This is a genomic window from Pseudomonas sp. UBA6753 (genome assembly GCF_002453565.1).
In the GTDB taxonomy this organism is placed as follows: domain Bacteria; phylum Pseudomonadota; class Gammaproteobacteria; order Pseudomonadales; family Pseudomonadaceae; genus Aquipseudomonas; species Aquipseudomonas putida_Z.
This window is the reverse complement of record NZ_DKHD01000021.1, coordinates 83,464-108,267: the sequence shown is the minus strand read 5'-3', so window position 1 is coordinate 108,267 and position 24,804 is coordinate 83,464. Positions and strand designations below refer to the sequence as shown.

Sequence of the window (24,804 nt, the reverse complement as noted above, 5' to 3'; positions counted from 1 at the left end):
TCAAGGAGTTTGTCGTTCCGGCGTCGCTGGAAGTGGGGCGCATTATAAGGGGATTCGAAACCCCGTCAACCCTTAATTTCAAGAAACTTCAATATCGCTGAAAAAACAAAGCGGGGAGGCCTGTCGGCCTCCCCGCTTCTGCTCATCCCTTACAAACTAGGGAAGGCAAACTGCGAAGCCTCATGGCTGGCACGCTGCGGCCAGCGCTGGGTGATCGCCTTGCGACGGGTATAGAAGCGCACACCGTCCGGGCCATAGGCATGCAGGTCACCGAACAGCGAACGCTTCCAGCCACCAAAGCTGTGGTAGGCCACCGGCACCGGCAGCGGTACGTTCACACCGACCATGCCCACTTCGATCTCGTCGCAGAACAGGCGCGCCGCTTCACCGTCACGGGTGAAGATGCAGGTGCCGTTGCCATACTCGTGATCATTGATCAGTTGCATGGCCTGCTCCAGGCTGTTCACACGCACTACGCACAGCACCGGGCCGAAGATCTCTTCCTTATAGATGCGCATCTCCGGGGTCACCTTGTCGAACAGGGTGCCACCGACGAAATAGCCATCCTCATTACCGGCCACACGGAAACCACGGCCATCCACCACCAGCTTGGCGCCAGCAGCAACACCGTCATCGATATAGCCCACCACCTTGTCACGGGCAGCAGCCGTCACCAGCGGGCCCATGTCCAGGCCGCACGAGGTGCCGGCACCAATCTTCAGGGCCTTGATCTGCGGTTCCAGCTTGGCAATCAGGGCGTCCGCCACCTGGTCACCCACGCACACCGCCACCGAAATGGCCATGCAACGCTCGCCGCACGAACCATAGGCAGCCCCCATCAGTGCGCTCACGGCATTGTCCAGGTCGGCATCCGGCATCAGCACCGCGTGGTTCTTCGCACCACCCAGGGCCTGCACACGCTTGCCGCGCTTGGTGCCTTCGGCGTAGATGTACTCGGCGATCGGAGTCGAACCGACGAAGCTCAGGGCCTTCACTTCCGGCGCTTCGATCAGCGCATCCACCGCTTCCTTGTCGCCGTGCACCACGTTGAGGATGCCCTTCGGCAGGCCGGCTTCCAGCAGCAGTTGGGCGATGAACAGGGTCGAGCTCGGGTCGCGCTCGGAAGGCTTGAGGATGAAGGCGTTGCCGCAGGCGATAGCCAGTGGGTACATCCACAGCGGCACCATGGCCGGGAAGTTGAACGGGGTGATACCGGCAACCACGCCCAGTGGCTGGAAGTCGGACCAGGCATCGATGTTCGGGCCGACGTTGCGGCTGTACTCGCCTTTCAGCACTTCCGGCGCGGCGCAGGCGAACTCGACGTTCTCGATACCACGCTTCAGTTCACCGGCAGCATCTTCCAGGGTCTTGCCGTGCTCTTCGCTGATCATCTGCGAGATACGCGCTTCGTTCTGCTCCAGCAGTTGCTTGAAGCGGAACATCACCTGGGCGCGCTTGGCCGGTGGGGTGTTGCGCCAGGCCGGGAAGGCAGCCTTGGCCGAGTCGATCGCTTCCTGCACGGTCGCGCGGCTGGCCAGCTCGACCTTGCGCACGGCCTGGCCGGTGGACGGGTTGAAGACATCGGCGGTGCGCTCACCCTTGGTAACCAGTTCGCCGTGGATCAGGTGCTGAACAATGCTCATGCAAAACTCCAGATAAAGAAGGTTGAGGCAGGCGCGCGATGTGTTCACGCGCCTGGCATCAGAATCGGAAAGATCAGTCGATCAGGTTCAGGGTTTCGCCCACTGCGTCGAACAGGCGGTCCAGTTCCTGCGGCGTGGTGTTGAAGGTTGGGCCGAACTGCAGGGTGTCGCCACCGAAGCGTACATAGAAGCCTGCCTTCCACAGTTTCATCGCCGCTTCGTACGGACGCACGATGGCATCACCGTCGCGGGCAGCGATCTGGATCGCGCCGGCCAGGCCGTAGTTGCGGATATCGACGATGTTCTTGGTGCCCTTCACGCCATGCAGCAGCTTCTCGAAGTGTGGCGCCAGCTCGGCGGCGGCCTGCACCAGGTTTTCCTTCTGCAGCAGGTCCAGCGCGGCGATGCCGGCGGCGCAGGCTACCGGGTGGGCCGAGTAGGTGTAGCCGTGCGGGAATTCCACGGCGTACTCCGGGGTCGGCTGGTTCATGAAGGTCTGGTAGATCTCGCTGCTGGCGATCACCGCGCCCATCGGGATGGCGCCGTTGGTCACCTGCTTGGCGATGCACATCAGGTCCGGGGTCACGCCGAAGGCTTCGGAGCCGGTCATCGCGCCCATGCGACCAAAGCCGGTGATCACTTCGTCGAAGATCAGCAGGATGTTGTGCTGGGTGCAGATTTCACGCAGGCGCTTCAGGTAACCCTTCGGCGGCGGCAGTACACCAGCCGAACCTGCCAGCGGCTCGACGATCACGGCAGCGATGTTGGAGGCGTCGTGCAGCTCGATCAGCTTGAGCATCTCGTCAGCCAGGGCGATACCGCCCTCTTCCGGCATGCCTTTGGAGAAGGCGTTCACCGGCAGCACGGTGTGAGGCAGGTGGTCGACATCCAGCAGCTGACCGAACAGCTTGCGGTTGCCGTTGACGCCACCGAGGCTGGTACCGGCGATGTTCACGCCGTGGTAGCCACGGGCACGGCCGATGATCTTGGTCTTGGTGGCCTGGCCTTTCAGACGCCAGTAGGCACGCACCATCTTCAGCGCGGTGTCGGCACACTCGGAACCGGAGTTGGTATAGAACACATGGTTCAGGTCGCCCGGGGTCAGCTCGGTGATCTTCTCGGCCAGCTGGAACGACAGCGGGTGGCCGAACTGGAAGGCCGGGGAGTAGTCCAGGGTGCCGATCTGGCGAGCCACCGCCTCGGTGATTTCCTTGCGGGTGTGCCCGGCGCCGCAGGTCCACAAGCCGGACAGGGCATCGAAGATCCTGCGCCCCTTGTCGTCGACCAGATAGTTGCCTTCGGCCGCCACGATCAGGCGTGGGTCGCGCTGGAAGTTGCGGTTGGCGGTGTAGGGCATCCAGTGGGCATCCAGCTTAAGCTGGCTGGCGATACCGGCGGTAGCGGTTTCGGGCATGTTCATCGGCGGTTCCTCGGAAGACGATTAGGCAACGATGGATGTTGTTGCAGCTAAATTGGCACGGCGATAAAGTCTGAAAAAGCCAACATTTCTAATCTTCAGACAGGCCCTGACTAAACTAATGAGCCGACGCCCCGATCCACTCGCCCAAGTCAGCGATTTCGACATCCGCCTGTTGAAGATCTACCGCAGTGTCGTCGAGTGCGGTGGCTTCTCGGCCGCGGAAAACGTGCTGGGCATTGGCCGTTCGGCCATCAGCCAGCAGATGAACGACCTCGAGCAACGCCTGGGCCTGCGCCTGTGCCAGCGCGGCCGCGCCGGGTTCTCGCTGACCGAGGAAGGCCGCGAGGTCTACCACTCGGCGCTGCAGCTGCTCAGCGCCCTGGAAAGCTTCCGCACCGAGGTCAACGGCCTGCACCAGCATTTGCGTGGCGAGCTGAACATTGGCCTGACCGACAACCTGGTGACCTTGCCGCACATGCGCATTACCCATGCCCTGGCCGAGCTCAAGGACCGCGGCCCCGATGTGCGCATCCAGATCCGCATGATCGCGCCCAGCCAGGTCGAGCATGGCGTGCTCGATGGCAGCCTGCATGTCGGCGTGGTGCCACAGACCAGCCCGCTGTCGGGCCTCGAGTACCAGCCGTTGTACAGCGAGCGCTCGCTGCTGTACTGCGCGGTCGGCCACCCGCTGTTCTATGCCGATGACCAGCAGATCGACGACGACCGCCTCAACAGCCAGGAAGCCATCACCCCCACCTTTCGCCTGCCGGCCGAAATCCAGGCGCATTACCAGGCGCTGAACTGCACGGCCAGTGCTTCGGACCGCGAAGGCATGGCGTTTCTCATCCTTACCGGTCGCTACATCGGCTACCTGCCAGACCACTACGCCACGTTCTGGGTGCAGCAAGGTCGCTTGCGTGCCCTCAAGCCCCGGCAACGCTTCTATGACCTGAGCCTGAGCTGGGTAACGCGCAAGGGACGGCGGCCGAACCTGGTGCTGGAAAGCTTCCTCGAAAGCCTGGCTGCGACACGCTGATGCCAGTCTGTGCCGCAAACGCTTGTCACTTCGGCACAGGCAGGTAATCTTGTCCGACAGCCGCAGCCACTGACCCGTACGGAATCGTCCATGACCCTAGAAGTCCCTGCGCATCGCCTCTCCGCCTCGGGCAAGCCCGCGGGCCGCATCCGCCAGAAGAACGAACAGGCCATTATCCAGGCCGCCGAAGACGAGTTTGCCCGCCATGGTTTCAAGGGCACCAGCATGAACACCATCGCCCTCAAGGCGGGGTTGCCCAAGGCCAACCTGCATTACTACTTCACCAACAAGCTGGGCCTGTACATTGCCGTGCTCAGCAACATCATCGAGTTGTGGGACAGCACCTTCAACGCCTTGAGCGTCGACGACGACCCGGGTGAAGCGCTGAGCCAATACATCCGCACCAAGATGGAATTCTCCCGGCGCAACCCGCAAGCCTCGCGGATCTTCGCCATGGAGATGATCAGCGGCGGCACCTGCCTGAGCGAGTACTTCAGTGCCGACTACCGCGAATGGTTCCGCGGCCGCGCCGCGGTGTTCCAGGCCTGGATCGAAGCCGGCAAGATGGACCCGGTCGACCCGGTGCACCTGATCTTCCTGCTGTGGGGCAGCACCCAGCACTACGCCGACTTTGCCACCCAGATCTGCCAGGTAACCGGCCGCAGCCGCCTGACCAAGCAGGACATGGAAGACGCGAGCAACAATCTTATCCACATCATTCTGAAGGGCTGCGGCATCAAGCCGGCTGCCTGATCGTCATTTATGCCTTCTACCCTGCTCGACCTCTGCGAATACCGCGAGGAAATCCGCAAAAGCCGCTTCATCACCCTGGCCGGGCCGATCAGCAGTGCCGCCGACGCGATGAGTTTCATCGAACGCCACAGCGACCTGGCCGCCACCCACAACTGCTGGGCCTGGAAGCTTGGCGCCCAGTACCGCAGCAGCGATGACGGCGAACCTGGCGGTACCGCGGGGCGGCCAATCCTCGCGGCCATCGAAGCGCAGGACTGCGATCAGGTGGTGGTGCTGGTGATCCGCTGGTATGGCGGTATCCAGCTGGGCACCGGCGGCCTGGCCAGGGCCTATGGCGGCGGTGCCAACAAGTGCCTGCAACAGGCACCCAAGCGGCTGCTAGTGCAGCGCAGCGAATTCACCTGCAGTTGCAGTTTCAGCGAACTGGCGCTGGTGAAGCTGCGCCTGGCGGAGGTTGACGGCCTGGTCCTGGATGAGCAGTTCACCGCCAATGGCGTGGACCTGTTGATTGCACTGGGTGACGCCCACCTTGCGCCACTGCAGCAGCAGTTGGCCGACCTGAGCCGCGGGCGCATTCTGCTCGAAGCACGCTGAACATTGCCCACAGCAACTGTGGGCCGGCCTGTGGATAAGCTTGGGGCACTCGCTTGCAGGCGGCATTACTCAAGGCCTGCAGAGCCTTGATCATATTTTGATCACCATTTGATGACAGCCGCAAACCGTTGATGCTCCTGACGTTATCCCCAGGCTCACACCCTGCGTAGCCCTGCACAGCCACCTGCGCTTGCACACAATAACTGTGGACCAGCTTGTGGATAACCCGTGCGCCAACAAGCCGAAGGCCACGCCGCACAAGGGCCTGAGGCAACTGGTGATTTTTCGTACAACCTACGACAAGGCGCCCGGCACCACAGTGCATTATCCTCAATACCCTTCTTCGAACCGATCACGGAGCGCATCGACATGGCTAACGCTAAAACCGCACTTATCATCGGGGCCTCGCGCGGGCTGGGCCTGGGCCTGGTGCAACGCCTGCACGAAGACGGCTGGAACATCACCGCCACCGTGCGCAACCCGCAGCAGCCCGGCGCCCTGGCGGATGTATCCGGCGTGCACATCGAACAGCTGGAAATGAACGACACGGCCCAGCTCGATGGCCTGAAGCAACGCCTGCAAGGCCAAGTGTTCGACTTGATTTTCGTCAACGCCGGGGTCATGGGCCCCCTGCCGCAGGACCTGGAGGCGGTACAGAACAAGGACATCGGCGACCTGTTCATGACCAACGCCGTGGCGCCAATCCGCGTGGCCCGCCGCCTGGTCGGCCAGGTACGCGAAGGTAGCGGCGTGCTGGCCTTCATGAGCTCGATCCTGGGCAGCGTGACCATCCCCGATGGCGGCGAAATCTGCCTGTACAAGGCCAGCAAGGCGGCCCTGAACTCGATGATCAACAGCTTCGTCGTCGAGCAACAACGCCCCGACCTGTGCGTGCTGGCCATGCACCCGGGCTGGGTGAAAACCGACATGGGCGGCGAAAACGCCGAGATCGACGTGCTGACCAGCACCCGCGGCATGCTTGAACAGATCAAGGCGCAAAGCGGCAACGGCGGCCTGCGCTTCATCAACTACAAGGGCGAACCCTTGGTCTGGTGATTCACCAGGTCGCAGCCTGGCCGGGCGCAATGCCCGGCCAGGCTCTGTAGAATGGCGGCAACCGTACCTGATCGAGATGACCCACCATGTATGACTGGTTGAACGCCCTGCCCAAGGCCGAACTGCACCTGCACCTGGAAGGCTCGCTGGAGCCCGAGCTGCTGTTCGCCCTGGCCGAGCGCAACAAGATCGCCCTGCCCTGGGCCGATGTGGAGACCTTGCGCGGTGCCTATGCCTTCAACAACCTGCAGGAGTTCCTCGACCTGTATTACCAGGGCGCCGACGTGCTGCGCACCGAGCAGGACTTCTACGACCTGACCTGGGCCTACCTGCAACGCTGCAAGGCGCAGAACGTGATCCACACCGAACCGTTCTTCGACCCACAGACCCACACCGACCGCGGCATCCCCTTCGAAGTGGTGCTCAACGGCATCAACCAGGCGCTCAAGGACGGACGCCAGCAACTGGGCATCAGCAGCGGCCTGATCCTCAGCTTCCTGCGCCACCTCAGCGAAGATGAGGCGCAGAAAACCCTCGACCAGGCCTTGCCGTTCCGCGATGCGTTCATCGCCGTTGGCCTGGACAGTTCGGAAATGGGCCACCCACCGAGCAAGTTCCAGCGTGTGTTCGACCGCGCCCGCAGTGAAGGCCTGGTCGCCGTTGCCCATGCCGGCGAAGAAGGCCCGCCCGAGTACATCTGGGAAGCCCTGGACCTGCTGAAGGTCAAGCGTATCGACCACGGCGTGCGCGCCATCGAGGACGAGCGCCTGATGCAGCGCATCATCGACGAGCAGATCCCGCTCACGGTGTGCCCGCTGTCGAACACCAAGCTGTGCGTGTTCGACCACATGAGCCAGCACAACATCCTCGACATGCTCGAGCGCGGCGTGAAGGTCACGGTCAACTCAGACGACCCGGCCTACTTCGGTGGCTATGTCACCGAAAACTTCCACGCCCTGTACACCCACCTGGGCATGACCGAAGACCAGGCCCGTCGCCTGGCCCAGAACAGCCTGGATGCCCGGCTGGCCTGAGCGACCTGACCGCGACTCAACCGACCTGCAACGTCGGCACGCGGGCAATGCGATTGATCTGCTGGATACCCAGCGCAGAGATATGCAATGCCCGCGAGTCTTCGGCCTCGCGCATCCAGCCAGATTGCAGGAACAGCCGGAACAAGGCCTGCCCCAGTACGCCACCCAGGTGCGGCCCCTGGTCGTTCCACTCGGTACAGCGACAGATCACACAGCCACGTTGCTGATGCGGCGCCAAGGCATCGATGTAGACCCCGACCAAAGCCAACTGCGTCCGCCCCTCCTCGCTTACCATCAGCTGTCGACCACTCCCCTCCAGCCAGCCGGCCACCACCAGACGGTGATACAGCTCGCCGGCCAGTTCCCCGCCCAGGTGATCGCCACAGCGACGCGCCCTGCGTATCGACATGGGCAGCGGTGATACCGGCGCCTTGGCCCGCTCCCCCCTGGCGCTCTCCAACTGGACACTGGCCAGCGCCTCCACCGCTGCCCCGACTTGCGGGGTGGCCAGCCGGAAGTAGCGCTTGCGACCCCGTGCCTCATGCCGGAGCAAACCGGCCGATGACAACAACGAAAGGTGAGCGCAGGCCGATGACGAGGTCAGGCCTGTCATTACCGCGAGTTCGTTGGCCAGCCGCGGCGTGCCATCGATCAATGCCCACAACATGGCACTGCGCTTGGGGTCGGCCATCAGGCTGGCAATCTGGCTGATACTGCTGGCTGCGTTCATGTCCCTGTAACTCCCTGCAAGTTCACTGTGTGGATGCGATGGCCACCCCTGGCAGGGAAGCGCCTCTCGCTGGCACTGGCCTGGTTCGCCAGTATAAGCCGCAAAAAACGCCATTCAGGCAGCGTTGCACAGTGGCACCACCGGTAAAAAACCACTGGGTATGCCTACCCATGGCAAGCAGTGAAACAGTGCGTGAAAGCTGCCCGGACCGCGCGGGCAAGCAGCCCGGCACACATGGCAAGAGCACGGGAACGACGGGCGGAAAAAACACCGGATGCAACTTCGGACGCGGCCGACAACCAATTTCCACAAGTAGCGCAAGCCAAAGCGAAGGTTCCACGTGCTTGCGGGCATTGCACCCCAAGCAGGAAAAAACATGTAGAAAACGTTCCTGCCGACCGTCAGTCAGGACACTGATTCAGGTCATGGCAGGCAGAAGGTGCAGCGCTACACTTCATCCGCTCTCCCCCTTTTGGAGGTATGCCGCGATGAAAATTGTCGTCAGTGCGTCGAGCCGAAACCCCGCCTGCCCCTGGCAGGTCCAGCTCGATCAACACGTGGTCAGTTTCCGCAGCGAGGCCGAGGCGCGTGCCTTCGTCGCCACGCTGGAAACCCGCCTGCAGGCACCTCACCCGCTTATGCGGGAGCCTTGGCCGGCAAGCGTCGGGTCAGCAGCGCGACACTGACCACCAGCGCCCCGCACAGGCTGATCACCAGCGCCATCGGCACCGCACTGCCATCATGCAGCAGCCCGACCAGCGCCGCTGCGCCGGCGGCGACGCTGAACTGCAGGCAGCCCATCAGCGCCGAGGCACTGCCAGCCCGCGCGCCCTGCCCGCTCATGGCACAGGCAGAGGCGTTGGGGATGATGCAGCCGAGGCTGGAGATGCAGACGAACAGCGGTACCAGCAGTGGCCACAGCTGTGTTGGCCGCAGTGCCGCCACGCCCAGCAACGCCAGGCCCGCGACCAGGTACAACCACACCGCACGCGCGAGCAGGAACGCCGGCCCGCGCTTGGCCAGCAAGCGTGCATTCACCTGCGCCACCAGGATAAAGCCGGCGGCATTGGTGCCGAACAACCAGCCGTAATGCTCGGCCGGCACGCCGTAAAGCTTGATGAACACGAAGGGTGAACCGGCGATGTAGGCAAACATGCCGGCGATGGCGATACCACCGGTCAGGGCATGGCCGACGAACACCCGGTCAGCGAACAGGCGCAAGTACTGGCGCAAGGCGCCAGACAGCGGTTGCCGCGGTATGTGCTCGGGCAGGCTTTCCGGCAGGCCCAGGCTGACCGCCAGCAGGCAGCCGGCGCTGAACAGGCTCAGGGCGAGGAAGATCGATTGCCAGCCGGCCACGTTCACCAGCACCCCGCCCAGCATCGGTGCCAGGATCGGCGCCAGGCCCATGACCAGCATCAACTGCGAGAACACCTTGGCCGAGGCCACCGGGTCGCACTTGTCACTGACGATGGCCCGCGACAGCACCATCCCGGCGCAACCGCCCAACGCCTGGACGAAACGCGCCAGCACCAGGGTGTCGAGGTTGGGGGCATAGGCACAGGCCAGTGACGCCAGGGTGAACAGGGTCACCCCGAACATCAGCGGCTTGCGCCGGCCAAAGCGGTCGGCCACCGGCCCGTAGGCCAGTTGCCCGATGGACAGGCCAAGGAAGTAGGCGGCCAAGGTGGCCTGGACGTGTTTTTCATCGGTGGCGAACGCCTGCGCCATGGCCGGGAAGGCGGGCAGGTAGAAGTCGATCGCCAAGGGCCCGAACGCACTGAGTGCGCCCAGGATGAGCACCATTCGCAGGTTCATCAGGAATCCATAGCAGGCTAAGCAAGTGCTCGATTCTACCTGCTGTGGGCCCTATCGACATGAAAACATTTGCAACAAATCCAAGGGCTGCCGCGGTCCCTGTGGGAGCGGGCGTGCCCGCGAATCAGGCCGCGCGGTGGATGGCACCGGCGGCGCCGGTGTTCGCGGGCACGCCCGCTCCCACAAGCAAGTGTTCAGGCTACGTCGGCCTGATAACCCTCATCGCGAATGGCCGTGAGGATCCGCTCCTGAGCCAACTCGCTCTGCACCCGTACCTGCCTGGCCGCCAGGTCGACCTCCACCTTGGCCGCGGCATCCTGCTCCTGCACCGCCCGGGTCACGGCTTTCACGCAATGGCCGCAGGTCATGCCTTGTACATTGAACACTTGCATGGGGGTTACCTCCTTCAGGTTTTCCACCAGTCTCAAGCTTGCCATCGGGGCAAGGTCAAGATCTGCCGACAACAGCCGGGGTGGAAATCCGCGCGCGCGTCGGCCAAGCTGCGCCTTTGATGATCACGCAAGCAGGAGATTCTTCATGTTCAGGGCAGCATTGGGCGTCGTCGGGCTATTGAGCACGCTGGCTGCAGTGCCACCGGCCAGTGCCGAGGGCAACTCGGACTACAGCGTGCTGATCATTTCCCGGGAGCGCCTGGAAGTGGCCACCAGTTGCGAAATCGGCATCTACCTCAACGACCAGCTCTCCGGGCGCGTGTTCCAGGAGCAGTCCACCTCGTTCAACCTGCCGCCCGGCCCGGTGGACGTGCGCCTGCGCCTGCTGCCCGGGCAAATGCCTGGCTGCGCCGCGGGTGTCGAGGACCAACGCAGCACACGACTGAACCTGCAGGCGGGCCAGATCAACAAATACCGCATCGCCATGGGGCAATATGGGCTGGAGTTGAAGCGAGCCGGCCTGGGCTATTGACCTTACCTGCGTGGCAAGGTTGATGCTGGAGGCCTGTCCAAGGAGGAGAGCCATGCCCGCATCCACCACATACGACCTGCCGATCTCCGGCATGACCTGCGCCAGCTGTGCCGGCCGGGTCGAGCGCGCCCTGCGCAAGGTCACCGGCGCTGAACAGGTCAGCGTCAACCTCGCCACCGAACAGGCCCGGGTCCAGGCCCCGGCCAACAGCTTGCCCGCGCTGGTCGACGCCGTACGCGAAGCCGGCTATGGCGTGCCCACCCGCACCGTCGAACTGCAGATTGGCGGCATGACCTGCGCCAGTTGCGTCGGCCGCGTAGAGCGCGCCCTCGGCAAGCTGCCGGGGGTTGAACAGGTCAGCGTCAACCTGGCCAGCGAACGCGCGCACCTCGAAGTGCTTGCGGCCCTCGACGACAACCTGCTGATCGACGCCGTGCAAAAGGCCGGCTACAGCGCCAGCCTGCCGCAAACCGCCAGGGACGACCAAAATGCTGCCCAGCACCGCCTGCGTAACGAACGCCTGGCGGTCGGCGCAGCGTTGCTGCTCGCCTTGCCGTTGGTGGTGCCAATGCTGGTGCAGCCGTTTGGCGTGCACTGGATGTTGCCAGCGTGGGTGCAGTTCCTGCTGGCCACGCCGGTGCAGTTCATTCTCGGCGCGCGGTTCTACGTGGCCGCCTGGAAAGCCGTGCGCGCCGGGACTGGCAACATGGACCTGCTGGTAGCCCTGGGCACCAGCGCCGGCTACGGCCTGAGCCTGTACCAGTGGGCACAGGCCCCCGCCGGCATGGCCCCTCACCTGTACTTCGAAGCCTCGGCCGTGGTGATTGCCCTGGTGCTGCTGGGCAAATACCTGGAAAGCCGTGCCAAGCGCCAGACCGCCAGCGCCATCCGTGCCCTCGAGGCCCTGCGCCCGGAACGGGCCGTGCGCCTGGTCGATGGCCGGGAAGAAGACGTGGCCATTGCCCAACTGCGCCTCGGCGACCTGGTACTGGTCAAACCCGGCGAGCGCTTCCCGGTCGATGGCGTGGTCGAAGACGGCAACAGCCATGCCGATGAAGCCTTGATCAGCGGCGAGAGCCTGCCGGTGCCCAAGCAGCCAGGCGACAGCGTCACCGGTGGCGCCATCAACGGCGAAGGCCGGCTGCTGGTACGCACCCAGGCACTGGGCACCGAAACCGTGCTGGCGCGCATCATCCGCCTGGTGGAAGACGCCCAGGCGGCCAAGGCACCGATCCAGAAGCTGGTCGACCGGGTCAGCCAGGTATTCGTCCCGGCCGTGCTGGTACTGGCGCTGATCACCCTGGTCGGTTGGTGGCTGGCCGGCGCGCCGCTGGAAACCGCGCTGATCAACGCCGTCGCGGTACTGGTCATCGCCTGCCCCTGCGCCCTCGGCCTGGCCACACCCGCTGCGATCATGGCCGGCACCGGGGTCGCCGCCCGCCATGGCATCCTGATAAAGGACGCCGAAGCCCTGGAGCGCGCCCATGCGGTCAACCGCGTGGTGTTCGACAAGACCGGCACCCTCACCTCCGGCAGCCCACGCGTTGTCCACAGCCAGGCGCAGGTTGGCAGCAGCGCCGACCTGCACCGCCTGGCCGGTGCCCTGCAACGCGGCAGCGAACACCCACTGGCCAAGGCGGTACTGGATGCCTGTGCCGAGCAGGGCCTGGATGTGCCTGGCGTTGCCGACAGCCAGTCGCTGACCGGGCGTGGTATCGCCGGGCGCGTGGAAGGCCGCGAGTTGGCCCTGGGCAACCGCCGCCTGCTCGATGAAAGCGCCCTGCCACCCGGCGACCTGGCCGCCAAGGCCCAGGCCTGGGAAGCCGAGGGGCGCACCCTGTCATGGCTGATCGAACGCGGCGCGCAGCCGCGGGTGCTGGGCCTGTTCGCCTTTGGTGACAGCCTCAAGCCCGGCGCCGCGCAGGCGATCGATACCCTGCACGCGCAACACATCAGCAGCCACCTGCTGACCGGCGACAACCGCGGCAGCGCCAAAGTGGTGGCCGATGCCCTGGGCATCGACGACGTGCATGCCGAAGTGCTGCCGGCCGACAAGGCCGCGACCGTGGCCGCACTCAAGCAGGATGGCGTGGTCGCCATGGTCGGTGATGGCATCAATGATGCGCCGGCGCTGGCCGCCGCCGATATCGGCATTGCCATGGGGGGCGGTACCGATGTGGCCATGCAGGCCGCCGGCATCACCCTGATGCGCGGCGACCCACGCCTGGTACCGGCCGCCCTGGAGATCAGCCGCAAGACCTACGCGAAGATCCGCCAGAACCTGTTCTGGGCGTTCATCTATAACCTGATCGGCATCCCACTGGCCGCGCTGGGTTACCTCAACCCGGTACTGGCCGGCGCCGCCATGGCCCTGTCCAGCGTCAGCGTGGTGAGCAACGCGCTGTGGCTCAAGGCGTGGAAACCCACCAGCAACACCCAGGAGGCTCCATGAACATCGGCCAGGCCGCCCGCCGCAGCGGGCTCAGCACCAAGATGATCCGTTATTACGAGTCCATCGGCCTGCTCAAGCCCGCCACGCGCAGCGACAGCGGCTATCGCCTGTACCAGGCGGAAGACTTGCACAGCCTGGCCTTCATCAAGCGCTCCCGCGACCTGGGCTTTTCCCTCGAAGAGGTCGGCAAGCTGCTGACCTTGTGGCAGGACCGCCAGCGCGCCAGCGCCGATGTGAAAGCGCTGGCGACGCAGCACATCGCTGAACTGAACCGGCGCATCGAAGAGCTGGTGAGCCTGCGCGACACCCTCGGCGAACTGGTCTCGCACTGCCAGGGAGACGAGCGCCCGGACTGCCCGATCCTCAAGGACCTGGCCAATGGCGCTGCGGGCGGCTGCTGTCACTGAGCCACCCCGCAACCCTTTGGTATGCCATATACGTCCAAACACGACCGAATAGTCACCAACTGCGACTTTATCCAATAAATACGGGCGTTTCCCTACATTAAACCCGGATGCTGCCGATGCAATTGTTACCTGCCTCGTGTATCGAAAATAAAAACTCCGGGAGCGTCGATGAGCATCAAACAGAAACTGACCTGGGCATTCGCGGTCATCGCCGGCTTGCCCATCGTCCTTGTGGCCACCCTGGTGGTCCTCAACCTGCGTGGCGAAGCCCGCGACGGATTCCTCGATGGCAGCAGCCGGGAAATCCGCCAGGTCAGCAACGCGATGAACATCTTCTTCCAGGGCATCAACCAGAACGTCGAGTACCTGGCTGCGCAGCCGTTGGTGGCCGCCACGGGTAGCGAACTGAACAAGTACATGAGCGCAACCCCGTCCTATGAACTGGGCGACCAGGCCAGCAAGCTGCTGGAGTTCATGACCCGCCTGGCCACCACGCATCCCAGCTATGCGTACCTGTCCTACGGGGTGAATGACGGTGGTTACGTCGGCTGGCCGGCCGGGCAGAAGTTCGTCAATTACGACCCGCGCACCCGCCCCTGGTACCAATTGGCCATGGCCAACCCTGGCAAGACCTTGCGTACCGGCGCCTACTACTGGGCTGCCGACGACGCCGTGCTGGTCAGCACCGTGCGCACCGTCGCCAACCAATTGGGCAACCCTGGCGGCGTGGTCAACGTCGACGTCTCGCTCAAAGGCCTCACCGAGATCGTCCAGCAGATCAAGCTGGGCGAAAGCGGCTACGTGCTACTGGTGGAAAACAACGGCAACGTACTGGTCGACCCTCGTGACGCCAAGCACAACTTCAAGCAACTGGCGAGCTTTGGCGACGGCTACGCCGAGCTGGCCAAGCACGGCAAGGGGCTGGCCGAAGTGGAGCTGAATGGCGTGCGCTACATGGCCAACATCTACCCGGACGAACAGCTGGGCTGGACCTTGATCGGCCTGATCGAACAAAGCGAAGTGATGCAGACCACCACCCGCCTGACCTGGCTGATCGGCGTGGTGGCCCTGGTACTGGCCGCGCTGTTCGCCGTGGTCGGTGCCACCTTCGCCAAGCTGATCGTGCGCCCGATCAACAGCGTCACCAGCGGCCTGGAAGATATCGCCCAGGGCGAGGGCGACCTGACCCGCAACCTGGAGATCCGTGGCCGCGACGAAACCGCGCAACTGGCCAGCTGGTTCAACCAGTTCCTCGGTGCCATTCGCAGCCTGATCCAGCACATCGGTGCTGCCGCCAGCAAGATCCTCAGCACCTCCAGCAGCTCGACCCGCGTTTCCAGCGACATGGCCGAAGCCGCCGGCCGCCAGCGCGAAGCGGTGGACATGGTCTCTACCGCCTTCCACGAAATGGTCGCCACTGCCAACGAAGTGGCACGTTCCTGCAGCCAGGCGGCGCAGTCGGCCGACAGTGGCCAGCAACAGGCCCGCGAAGGCCAGCAGCAGATCGATGCCGCGGTACATAGCGTCGACCGCCTGAGCCAGGAGATCGAGCAGTCGGCGCAGTCGATCCAGCAGTTGGAGCGTGACAGCAACGCCATCCAGTCGATCCTCGGCACCATCCGCTCGATTGCCGAGCAGACCAACCTGCTGGCGCTCAACGCCGCCATCGAAGCGGCCCGTGCCGGCGAGCAGGGCCGTGGCTTTGCCGTGGTTGCCGACGAGGTGCGGGCTCTGGCCAAGCGCACTGCCGACTCCACCGCCGAGATCGACGGCCTGCTGGGCAACTTGGCCAGCCGCACTGCCGAAGTGGCCGCACAGATGCACGCCAGCCTGGAGGTTTCGCAGCAGTCGGTGAGCCGCATCGGCCTGGCCCGTGACAGCTTCGGGCAGATCCGCGAGTCGGTGGATGTGATCCGCGACATGAACACCCAGATTGCCACGGCGGCCGAAGAGCAGCACCAGGTGGCCGAGGACATCAACCGGCACATCAGCCAGATTCACGGCGATGCGCAACTGGTGGCCAAACTGGCCCAGGCGGCGCGGATGGATTCGGAGAGCCTGGCCGGGTTGTCCAATGAGCTGGATGCGCTGGTGCGCAGGTTCCGTACCTGATGTGTTGCCTGCGCCGGCCTCTTCGCGGGCACGCCCGCTCCCACAGGTACTGCACAGCTTGCAAAGCCTCGGTGATCCTGTGGGAGCGGGCGCGCCCGCGAAGAGGCCGGCACAGGCGACCAATCACTAAAGCCTCAATTCCCCCGGCGTCGCGCCGAACAATTGCTTGAACGCCGCAATGTAAGCCGAGGTGGAGTCATACCCACACCCCAACGCCGCCTCGGTCACACTCTCCCCCGCCTCCAGCAGCGCCAGCGACGACAACAGCCGCATACGTTGCCGCCAGTTGCGAAAACTCAAGCCCGTCTCCCGCTGGAACAGCCGCATCAGCGTCTTCTCCGAGCACCCCAGCTCTCGCGCCCACTGCTGCAAGGTCTGCGACTGGTCCGGTGCAGCGATCAGACCATTGCACAGCGCCAGCAACCTCGGGTGCCGTGGCAGTGGCAGCGAAAAACCGACCTCGGGCAGCATGCGCAACTGGTCGAGCAGCACCGCCACCAGCCGCGCCTCGGCGCTGTCACCCTCCGGGTAGTCTGCCGAGAACAGGCAGAACTGCTTGATCAGTTCGCGCGCCAGCGGGGTCACTTCCAGTACCCGGCATTGCTCCGGTGCCCACGGGCAGGCATCCCGGCGCACGTAAAGGCTGCGCATTTCGGCCTGCATAGAGGTGACCACTTCGTGTTCGGCATCGGCTGGTATCCACACGCCCCACTGGGGCGGGGCGAAGTAGCTGCCTTCGTGGGTATACACCCCGAGAACGCCGCTGATGGCGTAGGAGAACTGCACCCAGTCGTGCTGGTGGCGGGTGGTCCAGGAGCCGGCGCCGAGGCTTTCGGCACGGGCATAGAGTGGCCTGGGCAGGTAGTCCAGCGCCGGTATGGCGCGGGGGTGTCCGATGATCGGCATGGCGGTTTCTTGTAGTTCTGACCAGACAAGCCTAACAGTTGAGCGGGGATGACTGTGACATCTGTGCGGCCTTCTTCGCGTGCTTGCCCGCTCCCACAGTCTGAAGGCTGTGCTGTACCTGTGGGAGCGGGCAAGCCCGCGAAGAAGGCAATGCAATTTTCCGGGTGCTCACCGCTCGACGATGACGGTCACCCCCTGCCCACCCGCCGCACAGATCGAAATCAACCCCCGCCCCTTCCCCGCCCTCGCCAGCAACTTGGCCAGGTTGGCCAATATCCGCCCACCGGTCGCGGCAAACGGGTGCCCGGCCGCCAGCGAACTGCCCTTGACGTTGAGCTTGCTGCGGTCGATCGCCCCGAGCGGCGCATCCAGCCCCAACCGCTCACGGCAATAATCGGCATCTTCCCAGGCCTTGAGCGTGCACAGCACCTGGGCAGCAAAGGCTTCGTGAATCTCGTAATAGTCAAAGTCCTGCAGCGTCAGGCCATTGCGCGCCAGCAGCCGCGGCACCGCATACACCGGCGCCATCAGCAAGCCTTCGCGACCAGTGACGAAATCCACCGCAGCAGTTTCGCCATCGACCAGATAGGCCAGCACCGACAGCCCCTGCTGCTCGGCCCATTCCTCGCTGCCCAGCAACACCAGCGAAGCACCATCGGTCAGCGGTGTGGAATTGCCCGCCGTCAGCGTGCCCTGCCCGCTGCGATCGAAGGCCGGCTTGAGCCTGGCCAGTTGCTCCAGGGTCAGGTCGGGGCGCAGGTTGTTATCACGGGTCAACGACAGAAACGGCGTCAGCAGGTCATCCTGCCAACCTTCGGCGTACGCGGCAGCCAGCGCCTGGTGGCTGAGCAGCGCCAGCTCGTCCTGTTCGGCACGGCCAATGCGCCAGGCCTGGGCCATGCGTTCGCAATGCTCGCCCATCGACAACCCGGTGCGCGGCTCGCCGTTGCGCGGCAATTCGGGTTTCAGGTGGTGAGGGCGCAGCTTGAGGAATGGCTTTAGCCGCTCGCCCAGGTTTTTGCCGCGGTTGGCCTGCAGCAAGATGTGGCGCAGGCCTTCGTTTACCGCAATCGGCGCATCGGAAGTGGTGTCCACGCCGCCGGCAATGCCGCAGTCGATCTGCCCCAGGGCAATCTTGTTGGCCACCAGCAGCGCTGCCTCCAGCCCGGTGCCGCAGGCTTGCTGGATGTCGTAAGCCGGCGTCTGCGGCGACAGCCGCGAGCCCAGCACGCACTCACGGGTCAGGTTCATGTCACGCGAGTGCTTGAGCACCGCGCCGGCCACCACTTCCCCCATGCGCAACCCATGCAAGCGGTAGCGTTCGATCAGCCCTTCGAGGGCGACGGTGAGCATCGCCTGGTTGCTGGCCGTGGCGTAGGCGCCATTGGAGCGGGCGAAGGGAATTCGGTTGCCGCCCAGGATCGCGACCCGGCGAAGTGAACGCATGCGCTTGTTCCTCCTGAAACAATTTGATCCGTACAGCCTAGGTGTTTTTACCGCATTCGAACGACCTTGCCACAAAGTTGGTCCACACTTTCAAGCTTGCCTTCCGGGAGACCCACTCATGAGCGATCGCTACCTCGGCTTTGCCAACTCCAACCTCGGCCGCCGTCTTGTGGATGCCCTTGGTCTGCCACGCCCGGCGCCGCTGGAGCGCTGGCAGGCCGGCCGCCTGCGCCCGGTCGAAGGTGCCCTGGTACTGGGTGGCGGGCCACTGGCGAGCCAGGTCGAAGCCATTGCCCCGCGCCTGACCGACACGCTTTACAGCTTCAATACCGACAACCTCCAGGCCGAAGCGTGGGTGGCTGGCCTGGGGCCGAAGATCAAGGCCGTGGTATTCGATGCCAGTCACCTGTCCGACAGCGACGCGTTGAAGCAGTTGCGCGAATTTTTTCAGCCACTGCTGCGCAGCCTGGCGCCGTGCGCCCATGTGGTGGTGCTGGGCCGCGCGCCAGAAAGCCTCGACGACCCGTTGGCCAGCATTGCCCAACGGGCCCTGGAAGGCTTCAGCCGCTCGCTGGCCAAGGAGCTGCGCAACGGTGCGACCGCGCAGTTGCTGTATGTCGGCCCCGGCGCGGAAGACCAGCTGGAAGGTGCCCTGCGCTTCTTCCTCTCGCCCAAAAGCGCCTTCATCTCCGGCCAGGTGCTGCGCCTGCATGCCTGCGCCAGCCAGGTCGAGGACTGGACCCGGCCGCTGGCTGGGCGCCGCGCCCTGGTAACCGGTGCCGCGCGCGGCATCGGCGCCGCCATTGCCGAAACCCTGGCCCGGGACGGTGCCGACGTACTGCTGCTGGATGTGCCGCAAGCCAGCCAGGACCTCGACGCACTGGCCGCGCGCCTGGGCGGCAAGGCGCTGCCCCTGGACATCTGCGCCGGCGACGCGGCAACGCAACTGCTAGCTGCCCTGCCCGACGGCATCGACATCGTGGTGCACAACGCCGGTATCACCCGTGACAAGACCCTGGCCAACATGACCCCGGAATACTGGGACGCGGTGCTGGCGGTCAATCTCAAGGCACCGCAGGTGCTGACACAGGCGCTGTACGACAACGGCGCCCTGGGTGAAAACGCGCGCATCACCCTGCTGGCCTCGGTCAGCGGCATCGCCGGCAATCGCGGGCAGGCCAACTATGCCGCGAGCAAGGCCGGACTGATCGGCCTGGCCCAGGCGTGGGCGCCCCGGCTCGCCGAGCGCGGCGGCAGCATCAATGCCGTGGCACCCGGTTTCATCGAAACCCACATGACCGCCGCCATGCCCATGGGCCTGCGCGAGGCCGGGCGACGCTTGAGTTCGCTTGGCCAGGGCGGCCGCCCGCAGGATGTCGCCGAAGCCATCGCCTGGCTCAGCCAGCCGGGCTCCGGTTCAGTCAACGGCCAGGTGCTGCGGGTATGCGGCCAGGCCTTGATGGGGGCCTGAACATGAGCCGACACTGGCACGACCTGCACAGCCCGGCTGCGCGCGCCAGCCTGTACCTGCGCGCGGCCAGCAAGCGCAGCATCAGCGGCGACCAGCTGCCGAACGACGGCCTGCGCTGCTTCATCCGCGTCCATCCGGGCAACCTGGCCGCCTATCGACGGCTGTGCCACTTCACCGACGATGGCCGCCTGCCGGGTACTTATCCACATGTCATGGCGTTCACGCTGCAGTTGCAGTTGATGACCGCGCCAAACTTCCCCTTTCCGCTGCTCGGGCTGGTGCACCTGCACAACCGCATCGAGGTGCTGCGCCCACTGGGCGGTATCGAAGGGCTGCGCTTTGCGGTGCATGCAGGCAATCTGCAAGCGCATGCCAAGGGCGGCACCTTCAACCTGGTCACCGAAGCCGAAGACGGCATCGGCCTGCTCTGGCGCGAGACCAGCCGCATGCTGGTGCGCGGGCTGAAGCTGGAAAGCGAGGCAGGTGAGCCTGCCGAGGACGAACCGCAAGCGTTGCCAGAGGCGACCCGCTGGTACGCCGACAGCGATATCGGCCGGCGTTATGCCAAGGTCTGTGGGGACTACAACCCGATCCACCTCAGCGCAGCCAGTGCGCGGCTGTTCGGCTTCCCCACGGCCATTGCCCATGGCATGTGGAGCAAGGCCATGGCCCTGGCGGCACTGCGCGGGCACCTGCCGCACAGTGGCTATGCCTTCGAGGTGGATTTCCGCAAACCGGTGCGGTTGCCGTCGGAGGTGGTGCTCGGTGCCAGTGAGGCGGGGGCTGCGGGAGAGCTGCGGCTGGATGGGCATGGAGGGGTTCTGCATATGGTCGGGCGCTGGGACCGGCTTTAAGCCCTCATCGCCGGCAAGCCAGCTCCCACAGGGGGCGCGCAGGCTTGGGCCGGTAATTATCCTGTGGGAGCTGGCTTGCCGGCGATTGGGCCGCATAGCGGCCCCCTTGCTTTGCATCGGGCCTGCGCAGAAGCTATGCAGCATTAGGAGACCCCCGATGAACCTGCAAGAACTCACCCAACGCCTGCACCAGATCCGCGACAACAACGACTGGCGTGGCTTCCACAGCCCGAAGAACCTGGCCATGGCCGCCAGCGTCGAAATGGCCGAGCTGGTGGAAATCTTCCAGTGGCTGAGCGAAGACCAATCGCGCCAGCTGCCAGCCGACAAGCTGGCCCATGCCGGCCAGGAAATCGGCGATGTGGTGCTGTACCTGTTGCTGCTGTGCAGCGAACTGGGCCTGGACATGGACCAGGTGGTGCGAGCCAAGCTGGCCGACAGCGAGAGGCGCTTCGCCCGATGAACGACCGTCATTTCGATGAGCTGGCCACCCGCTTTGCCGAGAAGATCTACGGCGGCGCCAAGGGCGCAATCCGCCTGGCCGTGCTGCAGGCCGACCTGGCCGAAGCCCTGCCTGACCGCCCGCTGCGCATTCTCGACATCGGTGCCGGGTTGGGTCACATGGCTTTGTGGCTGGCCCAGCGCGGCCACCAGCTGACCCTGGCCGAACCCGCCGCGCCCATGCTCGACGGCGCACGGGCGCGCTTTGCCGAAGCCGGACAACCGGCCACCTTCATCCAGGCCCCCTGGCAAGACCTGCTTGGCCAGCTGACCGAACCCTACGACCTGGTGCTATGCCACGCCGTACTGGAATGGCTGGCCGAGCCCGAAAGCATCCTGCCGGTGCTGCACCAGCTCACGGCCCCTTCCGGGTGGCTGTCACTGGCCTTCTACAACCGCGACGCCCTGGTCTATCGCAACCTGCTCAAGGGCCATTTCCGCAAGTTGCGCAGCAACCGGCTGGAAGGTGAAAAACAGAGCCTGACCCCGCAAAAACCGCTTGATCCACGCGAACTCAGGGCGCAACTTGATCCTATGTGGCAGGTTGAAAGCGAAAGTGGCGTGCGGGTGTTCCACGACTACATGCCCAAGGAATTCCAAGGCAAGGCCGAGCTGCTCGACCTGCTGGAAATGGAACTGGCCTACCGTCGACACCCCAGCTTCGCCGGGCTCGGCCGCTACCTGCACTGGGTCTGCCGCCCCCGCTGACCTGCCCGCCAGGAGGAATACATGCCGTACCGTCTGTTGTGCCTGGCCGTGCTGCCGCTTGCCCTGGCTGGCTGCCAGGGCAGCAACCCCTATGTGGCCAGCAGCCGCCCGTTACCACCGGCGCCTGCCCAGGCGGCCAGCACCTTCGATGCCAGTGCCTACCCGACACCGGCCCGTGATTACGGGCACTACCGTAGCTGGAGTTGGCGCAACAGCCAGTTGCCCAGTGGCTCGGTCGATACCGACCCGGGGCAACTGGCCGATGCCGTCAGCGGCGCGCTGGACCAGCATGGCCTGCGTCCCGCCCGGGGCGGCCCCGGCGACTTGCTGGTCAGCGCCGACATACGCCTGGAAAAGCGCTTGCGCCAGGTACGTGACTACGATGCCTACGACCCTTACTACGGCCCGTACCCCTATGGTGGTGTCGGTTATGGCGGCTACCGCCATGGCTATGGTGGCTATGCCAGCGTGCCCATCGTGCGCACCTACGAGGTGCAGGTGATGGTGGTGCGTATCGACCTGTACGACGCCCGCAGCGGCCAGCCGGTATGGAGTGCCAGCGCCGAAAGCGGCAGCGACAAGGACTCGCCGCGTGAACGCGAAAGCGCCCTGCGCGATTCTGTGCACAAGGCGCTCAACGGCTATCCTCCCAGTTGATATCCAACGGAGAACCATCATGTTGCGCCGTCTCGTTCTACTGTCATTCGCGTTATTGCTCGCCGCCTGCTCCAGCAATAACGTCCAGCAGGATTTCGATGCCAGCCGTGACTTTGCCGCCTACCACAGCTGGGCATGGCAGGAACCGGGCCTGCAGTACCGCCCGGACGACCCACGAATCAAGAGCGACCTGACCGAACAGCGCATTCGCCAGGCAGTCGCAAATCAACTCGACCAGCGCGGCCTGCGCCCGGTGCAAAGTGGCGCGCGGCCAGACCTGACAGTGCGCGCGTACCTGATCGTCGAGCAGCGCCAGCAACAGATCACCACCAACTACGGCGGTGGCTGGGGGGGCTACTGGGGCGGCTACTGGGGTGGGCCGATGTACAACGAAACCCGCAGCGTCGACTACAAGGTCGCCACCATCCAGATCGACCTGTTCGATGGGCGTGACAGCAAGCTGGTGTGGCGCGGCAGTGCCGAGCAGATCATGAACAACTACCCCCCAAGCCCCGAGGAACGCAACAGCGCGATCCAGAACACCGTGACCAAGGTGTTGGCCAACTACCCGCCGGGGAGCAGGAAGTAACGCTCAAACACAAACTCCATGGGCGCCGCGGACCTGTGGGAGCGGGCATGCCCGCGAAGCAGGCACCGCGGTGGATGGCACGGGCTTCGCCCGTGTTCGCGGGCTCGCCCGCTCCCACAGGGATCGCGCAAGATTTTCAACGGCAAGTACCTGTGCCAGCTACGACAAAATCCATCCCGACCACGCCTTTTTGCCTTTCCCGCCCCACTCGTCCGCAGGTTCCCGTCTATCTTCACTTAAGGAAACCTGACTGACCAGGTAGATGTGTTCAACATTTGGGAAGGGCGACCTGCCAATGCAAAGCATTGTTCTCCTGCTGTGGCTTGCCTTGTGCTCCGAACAGGACGTGCGTCAACGCCAGATATCCAACATGCTCACCCTTGGCGTGGCTACCTGCGCCCTGGCTTGGCTGTTCGCCACCGGTCACAGCTGGATCGGCGCCGATGCCAGCGATGCAGGCTGGGCGCTGGCCATCGTCATGCTGCTGACGCTGCCCGGTTACATGCTCGGCCGTTTCGGCGCCGATGACGTCAAGCTGATGGGCGCACTGGCCCTGGCCACCAGCCCGCAATACGTGCTTGGCACCTTCATCGGCGCCGGTGTCAGCGTGCTGCTGTGGCTGCTCACCCGCCGGCGCCTGTGGACCTTGCTCAACCCAAAGGTGAAAAAGCGTTTGCAGGCCCTGACCGAAGAAATGGGTGACAAGCAGGCGTTCGTCCCCTATGTGCTGGCCGGCTTTCTGTTGACAGCGGTATGGGTCCAATGAGCCAGCCTGTGGTCCGACACCTTGTACAAAACTTGTACATATTCGCTTGGTGCGACTATTTTTAAACTGCCAGAGCGTCTGGCCCGGGAGCAGGGCCGTATACGAACAGGGAGTGGATCGTGTCCAGACAAGTGAGTGAGTTGAAGGTTTTGGTGGTGGACGACCAACCGGTCATTGTCGAACAACTCTGTGAATTCCTCGAAACCAAGGGCTATGTTTGCGTACCGGCCCATTCTGCTGACGAAGCCATCGAGCGCTATATGGCAGACCCAGCCATCGGTCTGCTTATCTGCGACCTGCACATGCCGGGACGGGATGGCGTTGAACTGATGCGCACCCTGAAGCAGGTCGACGGCAGCCAGCGCATGTTCGAAGCCATCATGTTGACCGGGCGTGCCGAGAAACAGGATGTGATCCGCGCGCTGCGCGAAGGCTTTGCCGATTACTACCAGAAGCCGGTGGAGCTCGATGAACTGCTTGAAGGCGTACGTCGGCAGGAAGAGGCATTGCTGGAACGCCAGCGCAACTTCCACGACCTCGGCGGATTGAATCAGCGCCTGCAGGATCTGGCCGAATCGATTGACGAGCTCTACCAGGATTTGGAAAAGGCCCGGGGCCAAGGTACTCATCGACGTGCCACGGATGTGGAAGAAAGCGAAAGCGAGCTGCCAGCGGCGTTCGAGAAGCTGTCGCCACGCCAGCTGGAGGTGGCCCGCCTGGTGGGCAAGGGCAAGACCAACTACCAGATCGCCTGTGAGCTGGGCATTACCGAGAACACCGTGAAGCTGTATGTGTCGCAGGTGCTGCGCCTGACCCACATGCACAACCGCACCCAGCTGGCCCTGGCGCTGACACCCAGTTCGTCGCCGGTGCATCAGCGGTTTACTACCCACTAAACAGGTAGCTTCAAGATTGTGGCGGCTGCGT

At 64.4% G+C, this 24,804-nt stretch carries 25 protein-coding genes and 1 pseudogene; 19 read left to right on the top strand and 7 right to left on the bottom strand.

Translation table 11 applies throughout. The features are described from left to right. Nucleotides 1-149: 149 nt before the first annotated feature. Both B2790_RS08375 and B2790_RS08370 read right to left on the bottom strand, forming a co-directional pair. A complete protein-coding gene (locus tag B2790_RS08375; protein ID WP_023662877.1) occupies nucleotides 150-1,643 on the bottom strand; it encodes a CoA-acylating methylmalonate-semialdehyde dehydrogenase in 1,494 nt (497 codons plus the stop codon). A 73-nt stretch (nucleotides 1,644-1,716) separates the two neighbouring features. After that, on the bottom strand, nucleotides 1,717-3,063 hold the full coding sequence (locus B2790_RS08370) for an aspartate aminotransferase family protein (protein WP_046616868.1): 1,347 nt from the start codon (nucleotides 3,061-3,063) through the stop codon (nucleotides 1,717-1,719). Between the two features lie 118 nt (nucleotides 3,064-3,181). Between B2790_RS08370 and B2790_RS08365 the strand changes: the two genes are divergently transcribed. From B2790_RS08365 to B2790_RS08345, 5 genes are all read left to right on the top strand, one after another. Then, a complete protein-coding gene (locus tag B2790_RS08365) occupies nucleotides 3,182-4,099 on the top strand; it encodes a LysR family transcriptional regulator (RefSeq protein WP_025337589.1) in 918 nt (305 codons plus the stop codon). 90 nt (nucleotides 4,100-4,189) lie between these two features. Beyond that, a complete protein-coding gene (locus B2790_RS08360; protein WP_286918609.1) occupies nucleotides 4,190-4,852 on the top strand; it encodes a TetR/AcrR family transcriptional regulator in 663 nt (220 codons plus the stop codon). Nucleotides 4,853-4,861: 9 nt separating this feature from the next. Further along, complete coding sequence (locus tag B2790_RS08355) at nucleotides 4,862-5,446, top strand: IMPACT family protein (RefSeq protein WP_016484768.1); 585 nt, start codon at nucleotides 4,862-4,864, stop codon at nucleotides 5,444-5,446. Between the two features lie 369 nt (nucleotides 5,447-5,815). Continuing rightward, entirely contained in the window at nucleotides 5,816-6,502 is a 687-nt protein-coding gene (locus B2790_RS08350; protein ID WP_286918608.1) for an SDR family oxidoreductase, read from the top strand. 86 nt (nucleotides 6,503-6,588) lie between these two features. Beyond that, a complete protein-coding gene (locus tag B2790_RS08345) occupies nucleotides 6,589-7,536 on the top strand; it encodes an adenosine deaminase (protein ID WP_286918607.1) in 948 nt (315 codons plus the stop codon). 16 nt (nucleotides 7,537-7,552) lie between these two features. Here the strand turns inward: B2790_RS08345 and B2790_RS08340 are convergent, their stop codons facing one another. Beyond that, nucleotides 7,553-8,266, bottom strand: coding sequence for an ArsR/SmtB family transcription factor (locus tag B2790_RS08340; RefSeq protein WP_013970739.1), 714 nt, complete (start codon nucleotides 8,264-8,266; stop codon nucleotides 7,553-7,555). A 488-nt stretch (nucleotides 8,267-8,754) separates the two neighbouring features. On the opposite strand from B2790_RS08340, the gene B2790_RS08335 reads away from it, so the two are divergent. After that, nucleotides 8,755-8,952: a hypothetical protein gene (locus B2790_RS08335; RefSeq protein ID WP_075044510.1), complete on the top strand. Its 198-nt coding sequence runs from the start codon at nucleotides 8,755-8,757 to the stop codon at nucleotides 8,950-8,952. On the opposite strand, the gene B2790_RS08330 is transcribed toward B2790_RS08335, so the two are convergent. Together B2790_RS08330 and B2790_RS08325 are read right to left on the bottom strand one after the other, a co-directional pair. After that, nucleotides 8,903-10,084, bottom strand: a complete 1,182-nt coding sequence (locus B2790_RS08330; protein ID WP_075044509.1) for a multidrug effflux MFS transporter — start codon at nucleotides 10,082-10,084, stop codon at nucleotides 8,903-8,905. The genes B2790_RS08335 and B2790_RS08330 overlap by 50 nt on opposite strands. Nucleotides 10,085-10,278: 194 nt before the next feature. Beyond that, complete coding sequence (locus tag B2790_RS08325; protein WP_085626073.1) at nucleotides 10,279-10,476, bottom strand: heavy-metal-associated domain-containing protein; 198 nt, start codon at nucleotides 10,474-10,476, stop codon at nucleotides 10,279-10,281. A 145-nt stretch (nucleotides 10,477-10,621) separates the two neighbouring features. Between B2790_RS08325 and B2790_RS08320 the strand changes: the two genes are divergently transcribed. The 5 genes and pseudogenes from B2790_RS08320 (at nucleotide 10,622) to B2790_RS24965 (ending at nucleotide 15,979) form a co-directional block, all read left to right on the top strand. Next, nucleotides 10,622-11,008: a hypothetical protein gene (locus tag B2790_RS08320; protein ID WP_046616857.1), complete on the top strand. Its 387-nt coding sequence runs from the start codon at nucleotides 10,622-10,624 to the stop codon at nucleotides 11,006-11,008. 52 nt (nucleotides 11,009-11,060) lie between these two features. Continuing rightward, nucleotides 11,061-13,460, top strand: a complete 2,400-nt coding sequence (locus B2790_RS08315; protein WP_286918606.1) for a heavy metal translocating P-type ATPase — start codon at nucleotides 11,061-11,063, stop codon at nucleotides 13,458-13,460. After that, nucleotides 13,457-13,867, top strand: a complete 411-nt coding sequence (gene cueR, locus B2790_RS08310) for a Cu(I)-responsive transcriptional regulator (protein WP_085593413.1) — start codon at nucleotides 13,457-13,459, stop codon at nucleotides 13,865-13,867. Before B2790_RS08315 ends, cueR begins: the two co-directional genes overlap by 4 nt. 168 nt (nucleotides 13,868-14,035) lie before the next feature. Beyond that, nucleotides 14,036-15,121 (top strand): annotated as a pseudogene (locus B2790_RS24970) (HAMP domain-containing protein); the annotation flags it as partial. A 90-nt stretch (nucleotides 15,122-15,211) separates the two neighbouring features. Continuing rightward, nucleotides 15,212-15,979, top strand: a complete 768-nt coding sequence (locus B2790_RS24965) for a methyl-accepting chemotaxis protein (protein ID WP_414708572.1) — start codon at nucleotides 15,212-15,214, stop codon at nucleotides 15,977-15,979. A gap of 126 nt (nucleotides 15,980-16,105) precedes the next feature. Here B2790_RS24965 and B2790_RS08300 read toward each other — a convergent pair whose 3' ends face one another. Continuing rightward, on the bottom strand, nucleotides 16,106-16,885 hold the full coding sequence (locus tag B2790_RS08300; protein WP_286918604.1) for an AraC family transcriptional regulator: 780 nt from the start codon (nucleotides 16,883-16,885) through the stop codon (nucleotides 16,106-16,108). A gap of 168 nt (nucleotides 16,886-17,053) precedes the next feature. After that, nucleotides 17,054-18,331, bottom strand: a complete 1,278-nt coding sequence (locus tag B2790_RS08295) for an acetyl-CoA C-acetyltransferase (protein ID WP_286918603.1) — start codon at nucleotides 18,329-18,331, stop codon at nucleotides 17,054-17,056. A gap of 118 nt (nucleotides 18,332-18,449) precedes the next feature. Between B2790_RS08295 and B2790_RS08290 the strand changes: the two genes are divergently transcribed. From B2790_RS08290 to B2790_RS08255, 8 genes are all read left to right on the top strand, one after another. After that, the gene (locus B2790_RS08290; protein WP_286918602.1) at nucleotides 18,450-19,802 is read left to right on the top strand and encodes a 3-oxoacyl-ACP reductase; all 1,353 of its coding nucleotides are present in this window, start codon (nucleotides 18,450-18,452) and stop codon (nucleotides 19,800-19,802) included. 2 nt (nucleotides 19,803-19,804) lie between these two features. Beyond that, the gene (locus B2790_RS08285) at nucleotides 19,805-20,656 is read left to right on the top strand and encodes a MaoC family dehydratase (RefSeq protein WP_286918601.1); all 852 of its coding nucleotides are present in this window, start codon (nucleotides 19,805-19,807) and stop codon (nucleotides 20,654-20,656) included. Between the two features lie 157 nt (nucleotides 20,657-20,813). Beyond that, nucleotides 20,814-21,119: a MazG-like family protein gene (locus tag B2790_RS08280; RefSeq protein WP_013970728.1), complete on the top strand. Its 306-nt coding sequence runs from the start codon at nucleotides 20,814-20,816 to the stop codon at nucleotides 21,117-21,119. Further along, on the top strand, nucleotides 21,116-21,865 hold the full coding sequence (locus B2790_RS08275) for a methyltransferase domain-containing protein (protein WP_015268825.1): 750 nt from the start codon (nucleotides 21,116-21,118) through the stop codon (nucleotides 21,863-21,865). The genes B2790_RS08280 and B2790_RS08275 overlap by 4 nt, the downstream gene beginning before the upstream one ends. A gap of 21 nt (nucleotides 21,866-21,886) precedes the next feature. Beyond that, nucleotides 21,887-22,522 carry a DUF4136 domain-containing protein gene (locus tag B2790_RS08270; RefSeq protein ID WP_286918600.1) on the top strand — a complete coding sequence of 212 codons (636 nt, stop codon included), beginning with the start codon at nucleotides 21,887-21,889 and terminating at the stop codon, nucleotides 22,520-22,522. Between the two features lie 19 nt (nucleotides 22,523-22,541). Further along, on the top strand, nucleotides 22,542-23,111 hold the full coding sequence (locus tag B2790_RS08265) for a DUF4136 domain-containing protein (protein WP_286918599.1): 570 nt from the start codon (nucleotides 22,542-22,544) through the stop codon (nucleotides 23,109-23,111). Between the two features lie 295 nt (nucleotides 23,112-23,406). Next, nucleotides 23,407-23,877 carry a prepilin peptidase gene (locus tag B2790_RS08260; protein WP_075044498.1) on the top strand — a complete coding sequence of 157 codons (471 nt, stop codon included), beginning with the start codon at nucleotides 23,407-23,409 and terminating at the stop codon, nucleotides 23,875-23,877. Between the two features lie 119 nt (nucleotides 23,878-23,996). Continuing rightward, nucleotides 23,997-24,773, top strand: coding sequence for a response regulator transcription factor (locus B2790_RS08255; protein ID WP_286100977.1), 777 nt, complete (start codon nucleotides 23,997-23,999; stop codon nucleotides 24,771-24,773). Nucleotides 24,774-24,804: the final 31 nt, after the last annotated feature.